Below are 20,220 nucleotides of genomic sequence, written 5' to 3'. Positions count from 1 at the left end.
GTAGGAGCCTGATTACAGGCGAACTGGAAACGATGCTCGATCCCAAACTGATTCGCACGGATATGGACCAGGTGGCCGCGGCCCTGAAAAAGCGCGGTGTGGAACTGGATACTGCCAAACTGGAAGCCCTCGAGGAGCGCCGCAAAGAATTGCAGGTACGCACTGAGAGTTTGCAAAACGAGCGCAATAGCAAATCGAAAAATATTGGTCGTGCCAAGGCCAATGGTGAAGATATTGCGCCACTGCTCAAAGAGGTGGAATCCCTCGGCGGTGAGTTGCAAAATGCCAAGCATGCACTGACTGAATTGCAGGAAGAGCTCGATGCAATCCTTTCAGCAATTCCCAACTTGCTGGATGCGTCTGTACCCAAAGGCGAGAGCGAAGACGATAATGTTGAGGTTCGCCGCTGGGGGCAGCCCCGCGCATTCGATTTTGAAGTCAAGGACCATGTGGACCTGGGTTCCCAGTTGGGTGGCCTCGACTTTGAAATGGCTGTAAAGCTGACAGGCTCGCGCTTTGCTGTAATGAGCGGAGAAGTGGCTCGCCTGCACCGTGCCCTGGCTCAGTTTATGCTGGATACCCATATTGAAGAGCATGGTTACAATGAAACCAACGTGCCGGTTATTGTTAACAGTGATTCTCTTTTCGGTACCTCCCAGTTACCTAAATTTGAGGAGGACCTGTTCAAGCTTAAAGATGAGCGAGGTTTCTACCTGATCCCAACTGCCGAAGTGCCGCTGACCAATATGTACCGTGATCATATTGTCGAGGAGGGCGGAACCCTGCCGCACAAACTGGTTGCGCATACAACCTGCTTCCGCTCTGAGGCCGGTTCCCATGGTCGCGATACCCGCGGAATGATTCGCCAACACCAGTTTGAAAAAGTGGAATTGGTCTGGATAACACGCCCGGATCAGTCTGAAGAGGCCCTGGAGACTCTTACCGGCAATGCCGAGGCTATTCTGCAAAAGCTGAACCTGCCGTATCGCACTGTGGTACTGTGTGGTGGCGATATAGGCTTTGCCGCACGCAAGACTTACGATATCGAAGTCTGGATTCCTTCCCAGGATAAGTATCGCGAGATTTCTTCCTGCTCCCTGGTAGGTGATTTCCAGGCCCGCCGGATGAAGGCACGCTGGCGCAACCCGGAAACCGGCAAGCCGGAACTGGTGCACACCCTCAATGGTTCCGGCCTTGCAGTAGGCCGCACCCTGATCGCAGTTCTGGAGAATTACCAGCGCGAGGATGGCAGTATTGATGTTCCTGAAGTATTGCGCCCCTATATGCGCGGCCGGGAAGTGATCACAGCTTCCTAAGCGCAGCTATTTGAAGGGCGGGCATTGTGTTCGCCCTTTTTTGTTGTCGGAAGTCAGTTTCACATTGCCTGCTATTTGACGGAATAAGAAGTTGCGCTATTTACCTCTCGCATTTGATATCAAAAGCCGCTCTTGCCTGATTGTTGGTGGGGGCTCCATAGCTACTCGCAAGGCCCGCTTGCTCAACAAAGCAGGTGCACGCCTGTTAGTGGTTTCCCCGGAAATTACCGATGAACTCCAACAGCTGGTTGCCGGTTCAAAAGGGAAGTGGTTTGAGGCAGGCTATTCTGTGGAATATCTGCAGCAGGCAGAGTTGGTGGTAGCGGCATCCGATAGTGCGAAAGTCAACGCACAGGTGTCTGCTGATGCACAAGCACAGCGCTTACCAGTCAATGTGGTAGATGCGCCGGAATTGTGCACTTTTACTTTCCCGGCAATTGTGGAGCGGGGGGACCTCTCTATTGGTATTAGCAGTGGTGGCGCTGCACCAGTATTAGCACGGAGAATTCGTGCCCAGCTTGAAGCATTGCTTTCACCGGGTGTGGCATCACTAGTGGATTTGGCTGCCCGGATGCGCGACAAGGTAAAAGAAGCCTTACCGGAAGCCCGCCGCAAGAATTTTTGGGAGTGGGTATTTGCCGGACCTGTTGCCAGCCGGATGGAGGCAGGGAAGCTTGCAGACGCAGAAAGAGAACTGCTTAGTGCCCTGCAAGACTGGCAGGAGAGCCCCAACCCGGTTGGTGAGGTTTACCTGGTGGGTGGCGGACCCGGTGATCCCGACCTGCTGACATTTCGCGCACTGCGCCTGATGCAACAGGCGGATACTGTACTTTATGACCGACTGGTTTCTCCGGAGGTTCTGGAGCTGGTACGGCGAGATGCTGAGCGGATTTATGTCGGCAAGAAAAAAGCATTCCACTCGGTACCTCAAGGCGACATCAACCAGTTGCTAGTGGACCTGGCCCGTGAGGGCAAAAAGGTGCTGCGCTTAAAGGGCGGAGACCCCTTTATCTTTGGTCGCGGTGGCGAGGAGATTGATAAATTGGCTGAGGCGGGTATACCGTTTCAGGTGGTACCGGGAATTACTGCGGCAGCAGGTTGCGCCAGCTATGCGGGCATTCCTCTGACACACCGCGATCACGCTCAATCGGTGCGCTTTATAACCGGGCACCTGAAAGAGGGGAATCTCGACTTGCCATGGCAGGACCTCGCGTCACCAGGTCAAACACTGGTTTTCTATATGGGCCTGACCGGGCTTCAGACAATTTGTACAGAACTTGCCCGCCATGGACTCCCGGCTGATACACCGGCGGCACTGATTGAAAAGGGGACCACACGGGCCCAAAGGGTGACTGTGGGAGATCTTACTACCTTGCCAGAGCTAGCGGAGGCAAAGGCTGTACGCGCGCCAACCTTGACCATTATCGGTGGGGTTGTCAGCCTGCATGAAAAACTGAATTGGTATCAGCCGGATTAAAAGTGCCTGGAGAATAGAGAGAACGGGCTTATAGCCGGGTTTGGCACAGAACCTATACTGAGGTGAGTTTCTCGGTAGGGTATGAAGTATGCTGTTGGCGATCCTTCGCTTCTATTGCACTAATTTTGTGCGTTTTTTTCTTCCGCAACAGCGGGAGTTTCCACTTTTTGACCGTGATTTTTTTCACGCTCGCCGTTACAGCTATCAATATCGACAAAAGAAAGGCCTGGTAAGATGGTTGTGGATCGCCGTGTTAGTGGTGATGCTGTGCTTTCCATTGTTGCCCTTGATGCTCGGGCTCGGCTTTTTCACTACCTTCCTATCATTTGCCATTCTCGATGAAACTGCCTGATACCCCTGAGAAAAGAGGCGCTCAGGCAATTGAGTAGTCTTCCGCTGTGTTAGTGCAGAGTGAGTTGGTAGCGGGTTTCCCTCTCGATCATGGGGGAAGGATTACCCTTCACCCAGTCGCGGTGACCGCGGTCAAAAAATGGGGAGAGAGGGTGGGCGCTTTGCCCGGTTGCCATATGAAAAATACCTTCAGCTTCCCGCCCCGGTGAAATCACCATTCGTTCAGACGCACCGTGGGTAGGCGACTGAAAGCGCGGCATATGGGTATCCCCATCCAGTGGGTCACTGGGCATTGCGGTAAACCAGTTTATTGCAGGAACTGCTTTGGCAAGTGGGTGGTGAATTGCAGCTGTGTTTTGAATACCCCAGGTTTGTTGTTGCAAAGGTTTCCCAGTCGATGCCATTTTGTCCAGAACCTGATCCAATGCCGTGAGCTTAAGCGCTGTCCATGATTCAAAATCCGGATTCAGTAATTGCTGCGGTTCCTTTTGTGTCAACGCCCACATAGGATATTCGAACTGTCGTTTCAGTTGGCCAAAGGAAAAACCCGAGTTGTACCTGCGCATGTAGGTCAGGATTGGAGCTGTACTCAGCTCCATAAATTTCAGTCGATAATTGCGTACGATCCGATAGCCTACAGAGTCGGTACTGGCGTGTGCGCCCCAATCCTGAACTTGTCGATAAACTTCGCGGTAACCTTCCTGGTCCTGCAACAGTTCGACCAGGTGTTGTTGCCAGCGTTGCAGAAAAACGGCGCGGTCATCAAGCTGGATGTCCAGCAGGGCTTGTTCATCGAAGTGCTCACGGGAGAGCAGGCCGTCGCGAATCTGTTGTTGACGGGCGCCGAGGGCATAGCCGTGATCCCCCATCAAAGTCAACCAGTTACCGCTTGTGGTGCGGGCGTTGGCGGTCCAGATGCGGTGTGAAGGCGGGTTGTAAATACGCGGTTGCTCTTCGGCAGAAAGATATCCATCCCAGTAGGCCTCCCCATCGGCCCAGCTGACTGATCGGCTACCATCAAAGCCAATACGTCGGGGGATCGCTCCAGCGACAGTCCAGCCGATATTGCCGTCCAGGTCGCCGACGACAAAGTTTTGGTGGGGGATACCAATTTCTGGTCCAAGGTCCAGGGCCTGGTTTGCTGTAGTAGCGGCCTCAATACGCAGCAAGTTCATATTGCCGCCGGGAATGTCGTGTGCAATCCAGCGATAGGCTAATGGAATTCCGCGATGATTGCGGCCGATGACCGGCCCCCAAATTGTTTTGCGGATCTCAATAGTTTCATCTTCAGCGCCATTAACGGTGATGGTTTCTTTTTCAATAGTGAAATCCCGCCAGCCATCCGGGGTCCGGTATTTACTACCGTTCTCATTCAATTCGAGGGGAATAAGATCGCCCCAGTCCCCACCGGTGTTGGTAAATCCCCAGGCTACTGCGCCATTACTACCCGCAACAATGATTGGACCGCCGGGTAGGGTAACCCCCCGTATTTTCCTGTTGGTGCCGGGGATATTCCAGCCGGCGCGAAACCAGATATTGGGAACGTTCAGTCTCAGGTGCATATCATTGGCCACGATAGCGCCACCATGTTCGGTCAATGCTCCACCAACCACCCAGTTATTACTGCCGTACACTTTGTCGTCGCTTTCCATCTCCTGGTAAACAATGGGGTCAGGCGAGTTCAGCAGGGTGGATATGGGAGTTTCGGGAATTTGAACCTCAGCTGCACTCGTGCCGATAAGAGGAGCATCCCAAAGGCCGCCAGCCGGAAAAAAGAATGAGTAAAGATCTTCTGGTAATAATTCGGCCAGGGCGGTATCGCGCCTTTCAAAATTTCCCTCTTCGCTTTGTAACGTCAGGTACATGCTATAAGTGGTCAACAGGCTGTCAGCTGCATTCCAGGGTTGAGGTTCCTGGCCCAGCAGTACATATTCCCAGGGTTTCGCCCCCAGCTGGGCCAAGCCAAAGTTGACTCCTTGTACATAATGGTCGAGAAGTTGCCGTTGCCCTTGGGGCATGGCAGCGATATTTCGTTCCGCCCGTTTGCGGAATTGGTGCCTTCGTACCTTTTTGTCGTTTTTCAATACGGCCTGGCCCAATAGTTCGGAGAGTTCACCCGCAGAACGGCGTCGCAACAGGTCCATCTGGAAAAAGCGCTCCTGCGCATGCAAAAAACCAAGTGCAAAGGCGGAGCTGTTTCGGTCTTTGGAGAGGATCATGACCACTCCCTGGGCATCGCGCTGGATTGAGACTGGTTCCTTCAGGAATCCCGTATTGATTTCGCCATTTAATATAGGCAGGCTCAAGCGCCACCAGGCCCATATTGAAATTACAGCCAGGGTAGAAAGGGCTGCGAAAACAAGTAGTAAGCGGACAATTCTGCTTTTTAAATAAGACGGGCGCGCCATAGCTCTTCCTGAAAGAAATTATTTTATTGGATGTTTACCACATCGGGTAAAAACACTATTTACAACTGCTGGGTTACTGCAAAACACACTTAAGTAACTTTTCGTGACGCTACCTTGTGCACTACCTCAAGGATTAACCTGTCTTTTCATGCAATTTTTCACAAAACTGACCAGTCACCAGAAAAAGGTCATGTCGGGGTTTTAAATCCGAAAATGCGATCGTAAGATGGCGTGGAATAACAAAAATAATAAACGAAGAACATCACGCTGTATAACAATAAACGCGAGGACGCGATGATGCACGATGTTGGTAGAACCGCAAAAACCCGTCAATTTAATCTTTCTATCCTCTCCGGGGCCATTGCCTTCATTACTGCTGTCAGCAGTAATGTGCAGGCCGCTGAAATCGAAGAGGTGGTAGTTACTGCACAGAAACGGGCGGAAAATCTACAGGAAGTTCCTATCGCGATTTCCGCTTTTACTGGAGAAAATATAAAAGAGTCAGGTGTCAAAAATCTGACGGACCTGGGTAAATATACGCCAGGTGTGGAAATGCATAACGATACTGCGCTTCAGCCGATGTATAGCATTCGCGGTATCCAGACTAATGATTGGACCGTGGGATCAGATCCCGCTGTCGCTGTCTATGTCGATGGAGTCTATACAGGGCGCTCTGCAGGTGCAGAAATCCCCCTGACTGATATCGAAAGGGTTGAGGTGCTCAAAGGCCCCCAGGGTACATTGTTTGGACGCAATGCAACTGGTGGCGCAATTCACATCATTACAACTAAACCGCAAGCTGATAACTCCATGGAGTTAAATCTCACAGCGGGTAATTACGGGCGCCAGTCATCGGATTTACTGGTAAACCGCCAGTTTGCAGACAACCTCTATGGTCGTTTCTCTGCGTCAACCAATCGCCGCGACCCCTTTGCCGATAACCTGGCTGGTGGCTTCAATGTAGGTGATCAGGATACCCAGACTTATCGAGCATCAGTATTGTGGGAACCGTCCCAGGATACTGAAGTGCTATGGCGCGCTGATTACGGTGTGATGGATCAGGGCAGTGCCCTGCGCACGACTATAGTGCCCAGCTTGCAAGGTGAAACTGATGTATTTGGTGATTTCGCCCTGGATACTCCCACAATCGAAGACAGGGATTCATTTGGTACTTCTCTAACGGTAACCAGTGATTTTGATAATTTTACTTTCACCTCGATCACTGCTTATCGAGAATTCGATGCGCATCTGCAGCAGGATGAAGATGGCACCGCAAACCCGGACCATATGTTTGGTTCGGCCAATACCGATGACCAGAGTCAGTTTTCCCAGGAATTCAGGCTGAATGGCGCCACTGATAATATCAAGTGGACTTTGGGAGCTTCCTACTCCCAAGAAGAAGTGGATCATACAACCTATGCCTACTTTACCACCGGGTCTGTGGAATCCTTTGCTGTCTACGAAGGCGTTAAGGCTGCCAATCCGGACCTGAGCCAAACCGAACAGGAGGATCTGGCTGTAATTACCCGCCAGCTTCTGCAACAAGCAGGCCAGGAAGGTGTGGCCAGCGCCACTTTTGTCTACGATTTAATGCTGCAAACCGGACAGGTGGATGATCTTCTACTTGCCCTCGGTGCGCCGAATTATATCTCGGGAAGCATGTTGAATTCCCAGCAAGTTGTTGGGCAAATGATGGCTGCGTTTAATCCCTGGATTGCTTCTGATACGCCGTGGAATGAGAGTGTGCGCAATACAGGCGATTATCGCTCCAGTGCCATATATGGCGATATGACCTGGAGTATCACAGATAAAATGGACCTGACAGTGGGTGCCCGCTACACCTACGACCAAAAAGATTTCACTATTGAAACTGCCTATGCAAATGGAATCCCATTGGCGCTGTCGGGTGGAAGTGTTGATCTCCATGATGAGGACGGTAATTATCTTGGTGCTATAGATCTGCCTGCGATTGACCTTGGCTACCAGTTATTTGGTATTGCCTTCTTCAATAATGGTCAACCTATGCTCGACTCCAAGCTCAGTGACAGCTGGAGCGATATTTCCGGTCGCATAGTGCTCGATTATCGCTGGACAGAGGAGATGATGACCTATGTGTCCCTTGCGGATGGCTTTAAAGCCGGAGGATTCAACAGTCTTAATTTTGGGCCGGGTGTTGATGCCTCGTTTGACCAAGAAGATGTCGTAAACTTGGAAGTCGGTCTCAAGAGCAGTCTGTTCGACAACCGCGTGCGCTTAAACGCTTCCGTATACTCCTACGAATACAAAAACCTGCAGGAACTGGATCTGGTGGGCGCTCCTATCCCCAGTTACAACCTGAGGAATGCTGACGCAGAGGGTACGGGGGCTGAAATAGAAGTGCAGTGGGCAGCTACGGATAACTTCTTCGTCGCCGGTAATTACTCCTACCTGGATACCGAGTTCACTGATTATCAGATTATCGAGGCTATTGGTGAAACCGAAGAAGATTCCAGGGTGGGCCAGGCCAGGGTTTCCACGCCTGAGAGCAAGTTCAACTTAATGGCTGAGTACACGGTTGATATGGCTAGTGGGGGTGAATTTAAATTCCGCGGTGATTACAACTGGACAGATGAGCGTATAGGTTCAATTACCGATAGAACCCGTATCGTTGAAGACTTCCAGTTACTTAACCTGCGAGCTGCCTGGAATAGTGCCTCGGATAATTACTCGGTAGCTCTTTGGGTGCAGAACATTACCGACGAGGAAATTGCTGGGGGATATGGTGGCACAGGTTCAGCTATAGGCGCGAGCCCGGCTTGGCGCTTTATGCCGAGAATGTATGGGGCTGATTTCACTGCACGATTCTAATTGATTATTTAGATTAGTATGATGAGAGTGTGGGCCGGTTTTACCGGCCCTTTTTTTTGCGCAGTTCTTCTTTTGTAAACAAACTGGCGTGTGTTTATTCCTGTAGGCCTGCAAGCTGATAGGAATACACCTAAAACTGCGTATTATGATTTCAATAGAACTGAATTGTGTCGCAGCTGATTACCGATATGGCAATATTTGCGGGTGAAGTATCCCAAGAAGAAGTACAGCAACAAGTTCTCACAGCATATCGAAGAGTTCGTGGGGAGACAGAGCGTCTTGCTGAGCCTTTGTCTGCTGAGGATATGCAGCTGCAATCCATGCCGGATGCCAGCCCTACCAAGTGGCACCTGGCTCATACCAGTTGGTTCTTTGAGACTTTTGTACTCTCTTTGCGCCTCCCTGGTTACCAGATCTTTGATCCCCACTTCCATCATCTATTTAACTCCTATTACAACAGCCTGGGTACACCATTCATGCGGTCCCAGCGGGGGTTGATATCCCGCCCGGATATTGATCGTGTCTATGCCTATCGCATGGCTGTAGATGCGGGGGTTGAGAAGCTGCTGAGTGAATATCCCTATTCAGCAAGTCTGGGGTCTTTAATCGCCTTGGGGCTCAATCATGAACAGCAGCATCAGGAGCTTCTACTCACAGATATTAAACATGCCCTGTCACTAAATCCCGGAGCGCCTGCCTACAGCGATGGAGTGCCTGAGGATGAGCTATCCGGTGCCGAGCCACTACGCTGGCTGGAGATCCCCGGAGGTTGCTACGGTATTGGCAGTGAGGGGGAGGACTTTTACTTTGATAATGAGGGGCCTGTTCATCAACAGCTTTTACAGGATTTTTCGATTGCTTCACGCCTAGTCAGCAATGGTGAGTACCTGGCGTTTATTGAAGATGGTGGCTATCAGCAACATAGATTGTGGCTGTCTGATGGGTGGGCATTACTTCAACAGAATTCGCAACGGCATCCTTTGTATTGGAGAGATACCGAGAGTGGTTGGCAGCAGTTTACCCTACATGGTTTACAGCCCGTAAATGAGGCTGAGCCAGTTCATCACTTGTCATTCTATGAGGCCGATGCATTTGCCACTTGGGCTGGCAAGCGTTTACCCACAGAGTTTGAGTGGGAGGCCGCCGCCTGTTATTTGCGCCAGTTGGACCAGCTGGCCACAGCTAACCTGTTGGAAAAGCGCTTTCTCAAACCTTTGCCAGCCAGGCGCGGGCAGACCCAGTTCCTGGGGGATTTATGGGAGTGGACTTCCAGTGCTTATCTGCCTTATCACGGCTTTAAGGCCCGTGAGGATGCGGTAGGCGAATACAATGGAAAGTTTATGTGTAATCAAAAAGTTTTGCGCGGTGGTTCATTTGCTACACCGTCGGATCATATCAGGATCAGTTATCGAAACTTCTTTTACCCACATCAAGCGTGGCAATTTACCGGTGTCCGTTTAGCAGGAGACTAAATGTGAAAGCAGCCTTATCGTCCGTTCCAGAAAAGCAACAACAGGATAGTGAGTTTCTCAGGGAAGTACTGGAGGGATTGGGAGGTAAAAGAAAAACATTGCCCTGCAAATATTTATATGACGAGGTAGGTTCCCGACTTTTCGAGGATATCTGTGAGGTTGGCGATTATTATCTGACCCGTACCGAAGCAAGCATATTCGCAAACAATCTTAGGGATATTGCCAGTGAAATTGGCCGCGATGCACTATTGATCGAGCCAGGCGCAGGTAATTGTGAAAAAGTGGAAGCGTTACTAGCTGTACTGGAGTCTCCACGAGGCTATTACCCGATTGATATTTCTCCAGAGATACTTCTCGATGCTGAACGCAGGATCAAGGCAAACCTGCCTGAAATGCAGGTTTGGAGTGAGGTTGGGGATTTCACTCAACCGGGCGTTTGGGACAGGTTATCCATGATTCCCTCGCGTAAACGGGTTGTTTTTTTTCCGGGTTCAACTATTGGTAACTTTGAGCCGGAAAAGGCCGAGGAGTTGCTGGAAATGTTTGCCGCCAATCTGGGGACTGGGGATGGCCTGCTGATCGGTACCGATTTAGTCAAGGACTCGGTGAGGCTTGAACGAGCCTATCATGATAGTGAGCATGTTACTGAAAAATTTAATAAAAACCTTCTCAGCCGTATCAATTCAGAGCTCGGGGCGGATTTTGACCTTTCCCTGTTTGCCCATCGCGCCTTCTATCATCAGCTGCGCAAGCGGGTTGAAATGCATTTGGTCAGTTTGAAAAAACACAGTGTGTCGATAGCTGACACACGTGTTGATTTTTCTGAGGGAGAGACTATCCACACGGAAAACAGCCATAAGTATTCAGTTAGTGATTTTAATCAGTTGCTTGCCAGAGGAGGTTTCAGGCCAATTTGTCACTGGAAAGATAGCGCTGACTCTTATGCAATCCACTATGCTCAGGCGATTTGATATTCACGCGCGAACCCTTTTATTCTCGCTCCTGTGCGCCCTGTTTATTGGTAACGCTACTGCTGAAGAGAGTAGTGGCGATACCAGCCATTTTATTGTTTATAAGCACCCCCTGTGCTTTTGCTGTAAAAAGTGGATTAAGCATTTGCAAGACAATAAGTTGCAAGCCTCATCTATCTTTAAAGTAGATATGCAGTCAGTAAAGCGGCAGTGGGGTATACCCAGGGGAATGGAGGGGTGTCATACGGCTGTGTGGCAAGGTCGTTTTGTATTTGAAGGCCATGTGCCAGCACAATATATACAAAAATTTTTGACTTCGCCCCCTGAGGGTGGTATTGGCCTGATTGTACCTGGGATGCCGATAGGCAGTCCGGGTATGGAGGCAAAAGATAAATTTGAGCCTTACAACATCTATTTACTGTTGATCGATGGGGATTACCGCCTCTATGCACGTATTGAGAAGCCGGATGCTGTATAGTTAATTCTATTAACCTCTCCACCTGAAACTGATTCCTTCCTGATTTCTTTCTTTCCTGTCTCAATTCCAAAGTGCGGTTTTCTCGTAGATTCAATTTTACTTTGCTGCGTACCACAGAATCCAGAAGTAACTTATGAGCACGCTGGCGATACTTACAGGAAACATCAGGTAGAAGAATTGCCAGAAAGTAAATGGCGTGATGCCAAATTTCTCTGCTTGTTGCAGGACAATGACGTTACTTGCCGCACTGATAATAAACAAGTTGCCGGCATTGGTAGAAGTGGCGGATAGCATCATCAGTGTTTGTGTTTGTGTTTGTGTTTCATGTTGATGTAATAGCTTCAGGTATATCTCCACCACGGGAACGTTGGAAAATAGTTGGCTTGCGAAAAAACTTACAAAGGCAACGGTTCCCGGTTCGTCTAAATCAATACCACTTTCCTTGAGAAAAAATTGCAGTGATCCCGATTTTAAAAGGGAGCCTGTAACTACAAACATCGAGATAAAGAATAACAGGGTGGGCCAGTCAACTTCGCGTAAGATGTGGCGTCTTTCATAACCGAAAAAGTAAATGGGCAGGCATGCAATCAGCCCTATCTGACCTATGGTAGGGTGATAAATGCCTTCTACATTATGTAAGGCACTGCCCAGAATAATAAGAATCAACAACAGCACCGCAGACAGCAGGGCAGGCCATTTTTGTGTAACCTTTGACTCCTCTTGATATTTTCTTGTCACCTCATAGTTGTCGATATCGTTGGTTTTAAGGAAGCGTTTAAGCCATATCGTGGATACCAGCAAGGTTATGGCCGCAGGAATAAATATCCATTGAGCGAAAACGGTGAACATATTTTCGAAATCGCCTTCATTGGCAATCAGTATGTTTTGTGGGTTCCCTACCGGTGAAACCATACTACCGATTGTTACCGTGGCACATAGGATGATAAGTAAAGGAATCAAGCCCCAGTTCATTTTTCGTGCCAGCATCATTGCAATAGGGACGCCGATCACTGCAGCGGCATCATTGGTAAGTATCGCTGCACAAATCGCCATAGTCATGACATAGGCCATCAGAACCAGATTCGGATGTTTAACTGACAGGATAAGATTACTGGCCTGCACGGAAATCCCAGCGTTGTATAAAGCGGAGGCGATGGAAAAAACCGAGAACAGATAGAAAATAAGATTCCAGTCTACAGCAAAGAAAGCTTCCATTAGTGAGATTTGACCCATTAGCAACAGGACGATCGCACCTAGAGTCATTATGTGCCAGATACGTATCGCTGAGGGAAGCCACTGACGTGCGGCAATCAAGAGAAAAATGATTGCTGAGACAACGAGGCTTATCGACATGAATGCTGACCTAGGCCTGGCCCCTTGTAGCATCTACGCTGGAAATCGATACTTGCTAGTACTGCAAGTGCTAAAATAACAGTACAGGTGAAAAAGGATCAAAAATAAGGCTGAATTATGAGTTTAAACAAGCTTGCAGCGTTTTTCTTTTCACTTTGTCAATGCTGCCTCTGGTAAGCCAGTAGCCCTCACTCAATTCCATTGTTATTTAAGCTGTAGCCTTTACCTCGGTCTGTATTATAAGCGGATTGTTGAGGATGATGTTTTTCAAATGTGCGGCGAAGGCCAGTACCTGGAGGCGCAAAATTATTTGCCTGGTCGACGTCTGTATAAACTTGATTTGCGCCATCTTTTTTATATCGGCGGGCAACCCGCTCTTTTTATTGTGGCGATTATGCGCAGTGTTTTGACTGCGGTGTGGCATTTCTGTCGTTGGCAGGGACTGCTGTTGTCGCCGCAACTTTCTTGTGAGGCTCGCTCCAGTAACTATTCGTAGGCAGGTTGGGTGCTGGAAGGTTGGTGGCTGCTTGGGTTTTATGCCATGCGACTCCTGGATAAGCTGATCCGGTCGCGGAATACCTTCCTTCATGCAACCGATGCAGGTTATATACTGAATACAGTCGTGCCAGTTTTGGGATACCAAAAGCGACCTGATTTGTGGCGACTGCTTTGGCCTGTTTGTTAGTAGAATACCCTGTCGTTGGGGTTTATCAGGTGCCAGATTTGCCTGCATGACCGCTGATTGTACGCAGTGCAGGGGAGGATTCATTGTGCCAGTGGGACTTGATGTATGACTGGAAAGTTTATTCCCGCAACAGGCCTTGGAAACTGCCATCTTCAAACCGTATTTGGCCGCTTGCACAGGCCCTCTCCCTGGATAAACACCAGTTACCGCTGGTATGAAACCCCCGATGGCGATTGCCTGGCGATGCATTATCCCCGCCCACTGGTGGATGACCCTGATCTTCCGCTGGTACTGATCCTCCATGGCCTGGAGGGGTCTGTAGCCTCTCCCTATGTACAGGGTCTGATGCAATCATTGCTTGAACGGCACTTTCAGGTTGCTGTGATGCATTTTCGCGGCTGTGGAGGCATCCCCAACCGCCTGCCGCGCGCCTATCACAGTGGCGACAGTGAAGATCCCCGATGGATGGTAGAGCAATTGCGGGGGCAGCTACCATCCACGCCCATACTGGTTGTCGGCTATTCCCTCGGAGGCAATGTACTGTTGAAGATGTTGGGAGAGGACGGCTCCTGCAGTCCGGTAGTTGCTGCGGTAGCGGTATCCTCACCGATGGACCTGCATGCCTGCAGCCGCAGGATCAATACCGGTTTGTCCAAGCTTTACCAGCGCCACCTGCTTGGCTGTCTGCGCCTCACCCTGAAGCAAAAGGCGGAAGATCCCTGTATCGCTGCCGCCATGCCCGATGTGGATGATGTTACTTACTTTGTAAATTTCCGCCGCTTTGACAATATATTTACCGCGCCCTTACACGGTTTTCGTGATGTCGATGACTACTACACTCGAGCTTCCAGCAAAGGACTACTCAAGGAAATCCGTGTACCGACAATGATTATCAATGCAATTGATGACCCTTTTGTCTGTCCGTCCGCTATCCCGGCGCAGAATGAGGTCAGCGCAATGGTCAGCCTTGAGATCAGTGCGCGGGGTGGACATGTGGGATTTGTCGGTGGCACGGTGTGGAACCCTTATTATTGGTTAGAGCAGAAGATTCCTACTTTTTTGGACTCTGCCCTAGGGCGCAATCGTTACCGTTAAAGATGCCGGCGCCCTGCTCATTTCTGCTGTGGCGGGGTGTATAGAAGCGGGGCAGCCGGATCAGACTTTGGGGCTAAGGGTGCCTAGCAACACTGCTCGCCCGCACCGCCACTTTGTTCTCCCCCCTCAGAGAAGGGCATTTCACGGCCGCAGCCAGGGAACAGGCCGAAGTGCTGAGAGAAGTCACCGACATAATCAAAGTGGGCCGCCAGCCTGGTCTCCGCCAGCATTCTCCAGGTATTTCCACATACTGGAAAAACCCGTCCTTTCTCAATGACATGGTGCCCATCCAGGACAAATTCCTGCGGATTGCCGGGAATGGTGCCTTTATATACCACTGCCTGGCCATAATCCTCACAGTCCTTTTCCAGTTGGGCCAGCTTGAACAGACGGTAGGTGGCGGAATAGAAGCGTACGGAGCCGCAGCGTGCAGCGAGGGCGGGGTTAGTAACCTCCAATGGGCGGCTTTCCACCAGGCGGCTATCGCGGAATCCGTTATTCTGAGCCAGCTCCAGAAAGTCATTCCAATAAAGTGCACCGCCGAGACACTCGCCAACCAATTCCGGATCGGTTCGCAGGGTGTCGGGGACACGGCGGTCTGCGTAGACATCAGAGAAGTAAAATTCCCCCCCCTCCTTGAGCAGGCGATACAGACCGCGCAGTACTGCACCTTTATCGGTTGAAAGGTTGACCACGCAGTTCGACACTATGACATCAAAACTGCCGGGCTCCAGATTCAGGTCTTCCAGCTGTTCGATATAGCCGTGCAGGAAGGTAACGTTGTCATAGCCAAACTTTTCTGTGTGATAGCCCTGGTGCTGTTGAGCAACCTGAAGTTGCTCATCGGTCATATCCACCCCGACCACTTCGCCACTCGGCCCTACCAATTGAGATAGCAGATAGACATCGCGGCCGGAACCGCAGCCGAGATCCAGAACCCGACAGCCCTCAAGTAAAGGAGGGCACACAAGGCCACAGCCGTAGTAGCGTGACAGGACTTCAGGGTGAATATTGGCCAAAAGTGGCTTCAACCATTCAGGGACGGCGCTGGCGTCACAGCAGGCATCGGTTTTCAGGTCCGATGAGCTTTTCAGTTGATGTCCGTAGTAGTCCTGTACAATGTCGTGCATCGGTTTTTACCTTTCGCAGAGTTATTTACCCAAGTGACGCCAGCGCGCCTTTGCGGGGATCTTTTTACCTGTGCTTGCAGTCTGTAACAAGTGCAGGGTTTTCACGACCAAGTATTAGTACCTGGCAAAAGGTTAAAGTTGCCTTTTGATGTCAGTGCGAGCTGGTTGTTAGATAATCTCTGTTTTTTAGTTAATATCCCCAGTTCCGCGTTGATATTATGAGGGAACGTAATTGAGCGATTACCTTGTCCCGAGCACCTCGTCAGAAGCGAGTGCCGAAGACTCACTGCAAAATTCACAATTCCTTGTGGATTTGCGTCAGCAGATGCTCCGTTTTGCCAGTTTGCAACTGCAAGATACCCAGCTGGCTGAGGATGCCGTGCAGGAGGCCCTGATGGGGGCGCTGAAGAACTCCCGCAGTTTCACCGGCCGCTCTGCGCTCAAGACCTGGGTTTTTGCCATCTTGAAAAACAAGATCGCCGATGTCCTGCGTCAGCGCCAGCGCTTCGTGGATGCAGACCAGCTCGTACATGGCGACAGGGAGGAGCATGATCATGATGAATTGTTCGATCAGACAGGTCACTGGCAAAAGGATGAGCGTCCCAAAAAATGGGCCGATCCTGAGTCCGCAATCCACGATAAGCACTTCTGGCGAATTTTTGAGGCTTGTCTCAATTACTTGCCTTCCCGCCAGGCCCAGCTCTTTATGATGCGCGAATTCATAGAACTGGAAAGCCACGAGATATGTGCTGCGGCAGAAGTTTCGGTGAGCAACCTGAATGTGACCCTGCACCGGGCGCGCTTGCGTCTGCGTGAGTGTCTGGAAGACCACTGGTTTGGTGTGGAGGGCTGAGCTTATGAAATCGTGCCGGGAAGCTACACGGCTGATGTCAGAGTCTCAGGAGCGCAACCTGCTTTTGCGCGAGCAGGCCAGCCTAAAACTGCATTTGGCAATGTGTGCACCATGCAGGAACTTCAGCAAGCAAATGCAAATGCTTCGCCGTATCAGCAGGTCTTATACTGAGGGTGGGCCAGAGAAAACAGAAGAATAACCCCGCCGTGTATACCAGCGGGGTGCTAGCAGGTTATCTGACTTTTACTCGCCGCGGGGGTGGCACATGCCGGTAGGCGATATGGCCTGCTACGAAGTGGGGTTCATACCAGTAAGCTCCACAGTGCTCATATGTCACATTGCCGATAGAGACCCTCACACAGCTCGGCGGTAGTGTATACAGCCAACCCCCCACTCCCACCGCAGTTACCCCCCAGTATGTAGGGCCAGGGTAGGGCCAGTGGCGCGGCCTCCAGGGTGGAGGGTAGGGCGGATGATGCGGATGCAGGGGACGATTAGGGTGAAATGGAGGATGATTGGGGAATCTGCGCTCAAATTCTCCAGATCGGAATTCGCCGTGAAAGCCACCTCCGGGCATGGGCCGAACGGCATTGAAATGCCCGCCAACATTAAAGTGGGCCCCGGCTCCGCCAAAATGACCGCGTGCTGCAACTGTGGTGCTGAATAGAGACATCAACAACACAGCGGATAACAATAGAAGGGGCGTCGGCCCGACCAGGACAGTGGGCCTTATGGGAGTAGTACTGTTCATTGGGTACCCCCTACCTGCTTATTCGGCTCTGCTTTCTTGAATTTTATCTGCTTGAGCTTTTCAGTAGACGGCTTGAATTTACCGGCTGAGCCTTGCTTGGCTTCCATCCACTTCAGGGTTGCAAGGAAGCGAGGCTTGGAAGGATCACGGGTGTTTACCGTAGAGATGCGCAATGGCAGCGGCTGGTCGCCCACTTTGATCCAGATCTCCCAATCCAGGTTTTCCGAGCGAAAAGCCCAATGCTGTGTACGCTGGCCATTCACCATCGGTGAGTTCACCAGGAACCCCTCCTTTATCCCGGCCCAGGTTTCCGGCTTGCGACCCCATTCGAGCATGTCGGCAAATGGTATCTCGATACCGTAATCCTTGGCAGCCTGGGTGAGCACCTCGGCTGTGGGCTGGGAGGCCTCCATTTCGGCAAAGTAGCCATTGCGTGGAGCCAGCATGGTGAACTTGTTGCCATTGTGGAAGAACTGGCGGGTAATTGAATCGGTGGTCAGGTCTACCCGAAGTTTGTCGGGGGGCGTTGCCATGTACATGACCTTGCCGCCGATCAAAAGCTTCTGCTCGTTATCCAGCACAACCTCGGTAAAAATCTGTGCGTTGAACATCAATGTCTTCATGCCCGCCAGGTATTTCCCCATACGCTGCAAAGCTTCCATAGCTTTGGGATCAATTGGCTGACCGGATTCAGCATTTTCCATTTGGCTTGTAGGGGTTTCTGCCCCAGGTGGTTGGCTTGGCGGCTGACCTGGTGGCGGAGAAGGTTTGGGGACCGAGCCATTAGGTTCAGCTGGTTGGCTCTGGCTTTCAGCGGTTTCAGCTGGAGAAGTGGTTGAAGTCTGGGCTATTGCGGTGGGGACTGCAACGACTACCACTGTGAGGATTAGGGCACGAGCCAGGCCACCTAAATGTTTCGGAGCAAGCATTTAACGGTACCTCATAAGTCACAATCATGGCATTAAAATCAGTGTAGAGGACTTACTGAGCGAAGCGAAAAGGTGAGCTATGGAAGATTGAAAACAACTCCCATATGGAAGGCGGTCTCGCCAAGGGGAAACTTCTGGGTCAACGATAGCGGCTGGCGTAAATGAGTGACCAACTAGGCATTTTGTCGTTAAAAATGAATAACTTGAGGTAAACCTATTTGAGCTGATCGGACTTGTTTGCTAGAGTCCAGCGTAAGATTCTCTGGTTTTGTCGTTTTCATGAATGTTGTTCGACTGTCTTTTTTATTGATCGCTCTGCTGGTCTTCCAGACTGCAGGTGCTTTCTATGACAGTCACGAAGAGCTTCAGGATGTCAACAGCCACCTGCCACTACACCATGTGGATCAGGAGGGGCCCTCAGGGCATCCGTCGCCTGATGAGCAGGAAAATCCCTCAATCGATCTAGATATTCAGGTATCCCAAACCGGGGGTGAACCTGGTCAGTCTGCTCCACTTCTAGACTTTTGCAATCACTGTTGCCATTGTCACGCCAGTTCTCTTACTGGACTGTTAGGGCAGGCATTTCAACCTATTCTCCTGGGCAGTATCACCTATCGTGAACTAGCAAGCGCCGCTGTGCCCAGTGGTTACTTTTCTCCTCTACTGCGCCCACCTATAACCCAAGTCTGATTCTTTATTTTGCGAATGGGCAGTTAATAGCCCGCGCGCGCCAAACGAGATGTGATTTGGGAGATATCCATGGATTTATATCGCACACTCATAGCGAGTGTGATTCGTCGCCGTGCCCTGTGGCCGATGGTGGTGACGTTGCTGTGTTTACCTGTGCAAACTGTATTTGCGCAGGAGGGGGACTTACTGACACTACCGGATGCGGTTGGGCTGACGCTCGCTCAGAATCCGGAGTTCGCAGTGTTTCAATTACAAAAGAGAGGATTAGACGGCGAAGGGCAAACGGCAGCGTTAAAACCCGCCTTGAATTTGGGTGGTGAGGCCCAGTACAAGCGCTTTGGTGACGGCGGTGCGAACGTTGCACCCGATCCCGAGGATGATGCTGACAACGAACTTGAGCTGACAATTACTTTATCCTCCGTGATTGAGCTGGGCGGTAAGCGCAGGGCACGGGTAGATGTGGTTAATGCCCAGCGCGATTTGCTGATTGCCGATGAACAGGTCAAAGCCCTCGATCTATTCTCGGAGGTAATTCGTCGCTATGTCCAAGTTCTTGCTGCACAAGAGGTTGTGCTGCTCGCTGAAGAGAAAGTCTCTCTGGCGAAAGAAACTCTAAGGGCTGTCGGTGTGAGGGTGAGTGCTGCTGCGAGCCCGGTGTCAGAACGGATGCATGCTGAAGCTGCTTTGTCCAAGGCAATTCTCGCCGAACAGACAGATAAGAACATGCTGATTTACTACAAGCATGCACTTTCCGTCCTGTGGGGGCAGCCGGGCGGAGATTATCAGGTGGACTCCAGTGAACTCTACCGTTTTGAACCCGCTGCCAGTTTTGAGGAGCTTTATGCACGTGCGCGGGAAAACCCGGCAATCGCCCGCTTTGCTTCTGAAGAGCGTCTCCGGGTATCGCAATTACGTCTTACCCAGGCCCACTCAAAGCCCGATGTGGGCTGGTATGCAGGCTACCTAAAAAATAGGGCGGTAGATGAAAACACTTTCCTGGCGGGGTTTGAGGTTCCACTCTTTACCTCAAAGCGCAATCGCGGAGCCATTACCGCTGCGATGGCAGAGCTTGACCAAGTCATACTGCGCCGTGAAGCGGCCTTGTTGCATCTCTACCCACAACTCTTTCTTGCAGTGACCAGTCGTGAGCAGGCTCTCAGTACGGTTTCTACTCTGCAAGACTCCATCATTCCCAAGCTTCGCCAGGTATTAAAAGAAGTTGGTCGCGCATACCGCAGCGGCCGGAGTTCTTATGTCGACTTGATCGCTGCCCGGGAAGAGTTACTTGATGCAGAGCACTCACGAATCGAAGCAGCGCGATCCGTACTTCTTTTAGGCGCAGAGATTGAACAGTTGACCGCCAGGCCCCTAGGGCCAATTGGTGTTGATAGCAGCAAATAATTTTGGATTGAGA

Annotated in this window: 18 protein-coding genes; 13 read left to right on the top strand and 5 right to left on the bottom strand. The window is 50.9% G+C overall.

The window, feature by feature from the left end; all coding sequences use genetic code 11:
• Nucleotides 1-32 precede the first annotated feature (32 nt).
• The 3 genes from serS (at nt 33) to GL2_RS18475 (ending at nt 3,145) form a co-directional block, all read left to right on the top strand.
• Complete coding sequence (gene serS / locus GL2_RS18485) at nt 33-1,316, top strand: serine--tRNA ligase (protein ID WP_143732213.1); 1,284 nt, start codon at nt 33-35, stop codon at nt 1,314-1,316.
• A gap of 91 nt (nt 1,317-1,407) precedes the next feature.
• On the top strand, nt 1,408-2,793 hold the full coding sequence (gene cysG / locus GL2_RS18480; protein ID WP_143732212.1) for a siroheme synthase CysG: 1,386 nt from the start codon (nt 1,408-1,410) through the stop codon (nt 2,791-2,793).
• 88 nt (nt 2,794-2,881) lie between these two features.
• On the top strand, nt 2,882-3,145 hold the full coding sequence (locus GL2_RS18475) for a hypothetical protein (RefSeq protein WP_143732211.1): 264 nt from the start codon (nt 2,882-2,884) through the stop codon (nt 3,143-3,145).
• Between the two features lie 49 nt (nt 3,146-3,194).
• Here the strand turns inward: GL2_RS18475 and GL2_RS18470 are convergent, their stop codons facing one another.
• A complete protein-coding gene (locus tag GL2_RS18470; RefSeq protein ID WP_143732210.1) occupies nt 3,195-5,552 on the bottom strand; it encodes a penicillin acylase family protein in 2,358 nt (785 codons plus the stop codon).
• 294 nt (nt 5,553-5,846) lie between these two features.
• Between GL2_RS18470 and GL2_RS18465 the strand changes: the two genes are divergently transcribed.
• The 4 genes from GL2_RS18465 (at nt 5,847) to GL2_RS18450 (ending at nt 11,320) form a co-directional block, all read left to right on the top strand.
• Entirely contained in the window at nt 5,847-8,399 is a 2,553-nt protein-coding gene (locus GL2_RS18465) for a TonB-dependent receptor (protein WP_143732209.1), read from the top strand.
• 167 nt (nt 8,400-8,566) lie between these two features.
• Nucleotides 8,567-9,871 (top strand): ergothioneine biosynthesis protein EgtB, encoded by a 1,305-nt coding sequence (gene egtB, locus GL2_RS18460; RefSeq protein WP_370452077.1) that lies wholly within the window; start codon nt 8,567-8,569, stop codon nt 9,869-9,871.
• Nucleotides 9,872-9,873: 2 nt separating this feature from the next.
• Nucleotides 9,874-10,842 carry an L-histidine N(alpha)-methyltransferase gene (gene egtD / locus GL2_RS18455; RefSeq protein ID WP_143732208.1) on the top strand — a complete coding sequence of 323 codons (969 nt, stop codon included), beginning with the start codon at nt 9,874-9,876 and terminating at the stop codon, nt 10,840-10,842.
• Complete coding sequence (locus tag GL2_RS18450) at nt 10,826-11,320, top strand: DUF411 domain-containing protein (RefSeq protein WP_143732207.1); 495 nt, start codon at nt 10,826-10,828, stop codon at nt 11,318-11,320. Before egtD ends, GL2_RS18450 begins: the two co-directional genes overlap by 17 nt.
• Nucleotides 11,321-11,416: 96 nt before the next feature.
• On the opposite strand, the gene GL2_RS18445 is transcribed toward GL2_RS18450, so the two are convergent.
• On the bottom strand, nt 11,417-12,673 hold the full coding sequence (locus GL2_RS18445) for an SLC13 family permease (protein ID WP_143732206.1): 1,257 nt from the start codon (nt 12,671-12,673) through the stop codon (nt 11,417-11,419).
• 133 nt (nt 12,674-12,806) lie between these two features.
• On the opposite strand from GL2_RS18445, the gene GL2_RS18440 reads away from it, so the two are divergent.
• Together GL2_RS18440 and GL2_RS18435 are read left to right on the top strand one after the other, a co-directional pair.
• Complete coding sequence (locus GL2_RS18440) at nt 12,807-13,169, top strand: hypothetical protein (RefSeq protein ID WP_143732205.1); 363 nt, start codon at nt 12,807-12,809, stop codon at nt 13,167-13,169.
• 294 nt (nt 13,170-13,463) lie between these two features.
• Nucleotides 13,464-14,453, top strand: a complete 990-nt coding sequence (locus GL2_RS18435; RefSeq protein ID WP_143732204.1) for a hydrolase — start codon at nt 13,464-13,466, stop codon at nt 14,451-14,453.
• 83 nt (nt 14,454-14,536) lie between these two features.
• On the opposite strand, the gene GL2_RS18430 is transcribed toward GL2_RS18435, so the two are convergent.
• Complete coding sequence (locus GL2_RS18430; protein WP_143732203.1) at nt 14,537-15,583, bottom strand: methyltransferase domain-containing protein; 1,047 nt, start codon at nt 15,581-15,583, stop codon at nt 14,537-14,539.
• Between the two features lie 232 nt (nt 15,584-15,815).
• Here GL2_RS18430 and GL2_RS18425 point away from each other — a divergent pair, with 232 nt between their 5' ends.
• Together GL2_RS18425 and GL2_RS22480 are read left to right on the top strand one after the other, a co-directional pair.
• A complete protein-coding gene (locus tag GL2_RS18425; RefSeq protein ID WP_143732202.1) occupies nt 15,816-16,436 on the top strand; it encodes an RNA polymerase factor sigma-70 in 621 nt (206 codons plus the stop codon).
• A 4-nt stretch (nt 16,437-16,440) separates the two neighbouring features.
• Complete coding sequence (locus tag GL2_RS22480; RefSeq protein ID WP_143732201.1) at nt 16,441-16,635, top strand: zf-HC2 domain-containing protein; 195 nt, start codon at nt 16,441-16,443, stop codon at nt 16,633-16,635.
• Nucleotides 16,636-16,668: 33 nt separating this feature from the next.
• Here the strand turns inward: GL2_RS22480 and GL2_RS18415 are convergent, their stop codons facing one another.
• Together GL2_RS18415 and GL2_RS18410 are read right to left on the bottom strand one after the other, a co-directional pair.
• The gene (locus GL2_RS18415) at nt 16,669-17,187 is read right to left on the bottom strand and encodes a hypothetical protein (RefSeq protein WP_143732200.1); all 519 of its coding nucleotides are present in this window, start codon (nt 17,185-17,187) and stop codon (nt 16,669-16,671) included.
• Nucleotides 17,184-18,116, bottom strand: coding sequence for a DUF2092 domain-containing protein (locus tag GL2_RS18410; protein WP_143732199.1), 933 nt, complete (start codon nt 18,114-18,116; stop codon nt 17,184-17,186). The genes GL2_RS18415 and GL2_RS18410 overlap by 4 nt, the downstream gene beginning before the upstream one ends.
• A gap of 279 nt (nt 18,117-18,395) precedes the next feature.
• Here GL2_RS18410 and GL2_RS18405 point away from each other — a divergent pair, with 279 nt between their 5' ends.
• Both GL2_RS18405 and GL2_RS18400 read left to right on the top strand, forming a co-directional pair.
• Nucleotides 18,396-18,806: a hypothetical protein gene (locus tag GL2_RS18405; protein ID WP_143732198.1), complete on the top strand. Its 411-nt coding sequence runs from the start codon at nt 18,396-18,398 to the stop codon at nt 18,804-18,806.
• Between the two features lie 69 nt (nt 18,807-18,875).
• The gene (locus GL2_RS18400; protein WP_143732197.1) at nt 18,876-20,207 is read left to right on the top strand and encodes a TolC family protein; all 1,332 of its coding nucleotides are present in this window, start codon (nt 18,876-18,878) and stop codon (nt 20,205-20,207) included.
• Nucleotides 20,208-20,220 lie beyond the last annotated feature (13 nt).

The organism is Microbulbifer sp. GL-2 (assembly GCF_007183175.1).
Lineage (GTDB): Bacteria > Pseudomonadota > Gammaproteobacteria > Pseudomonadales > Cellvibrionaceae > Microbulbifer.
Note: the sequence above shows the minus strand (reverse complement) of the source record. Positions and strands in the feature narration are given on the sequence as shown.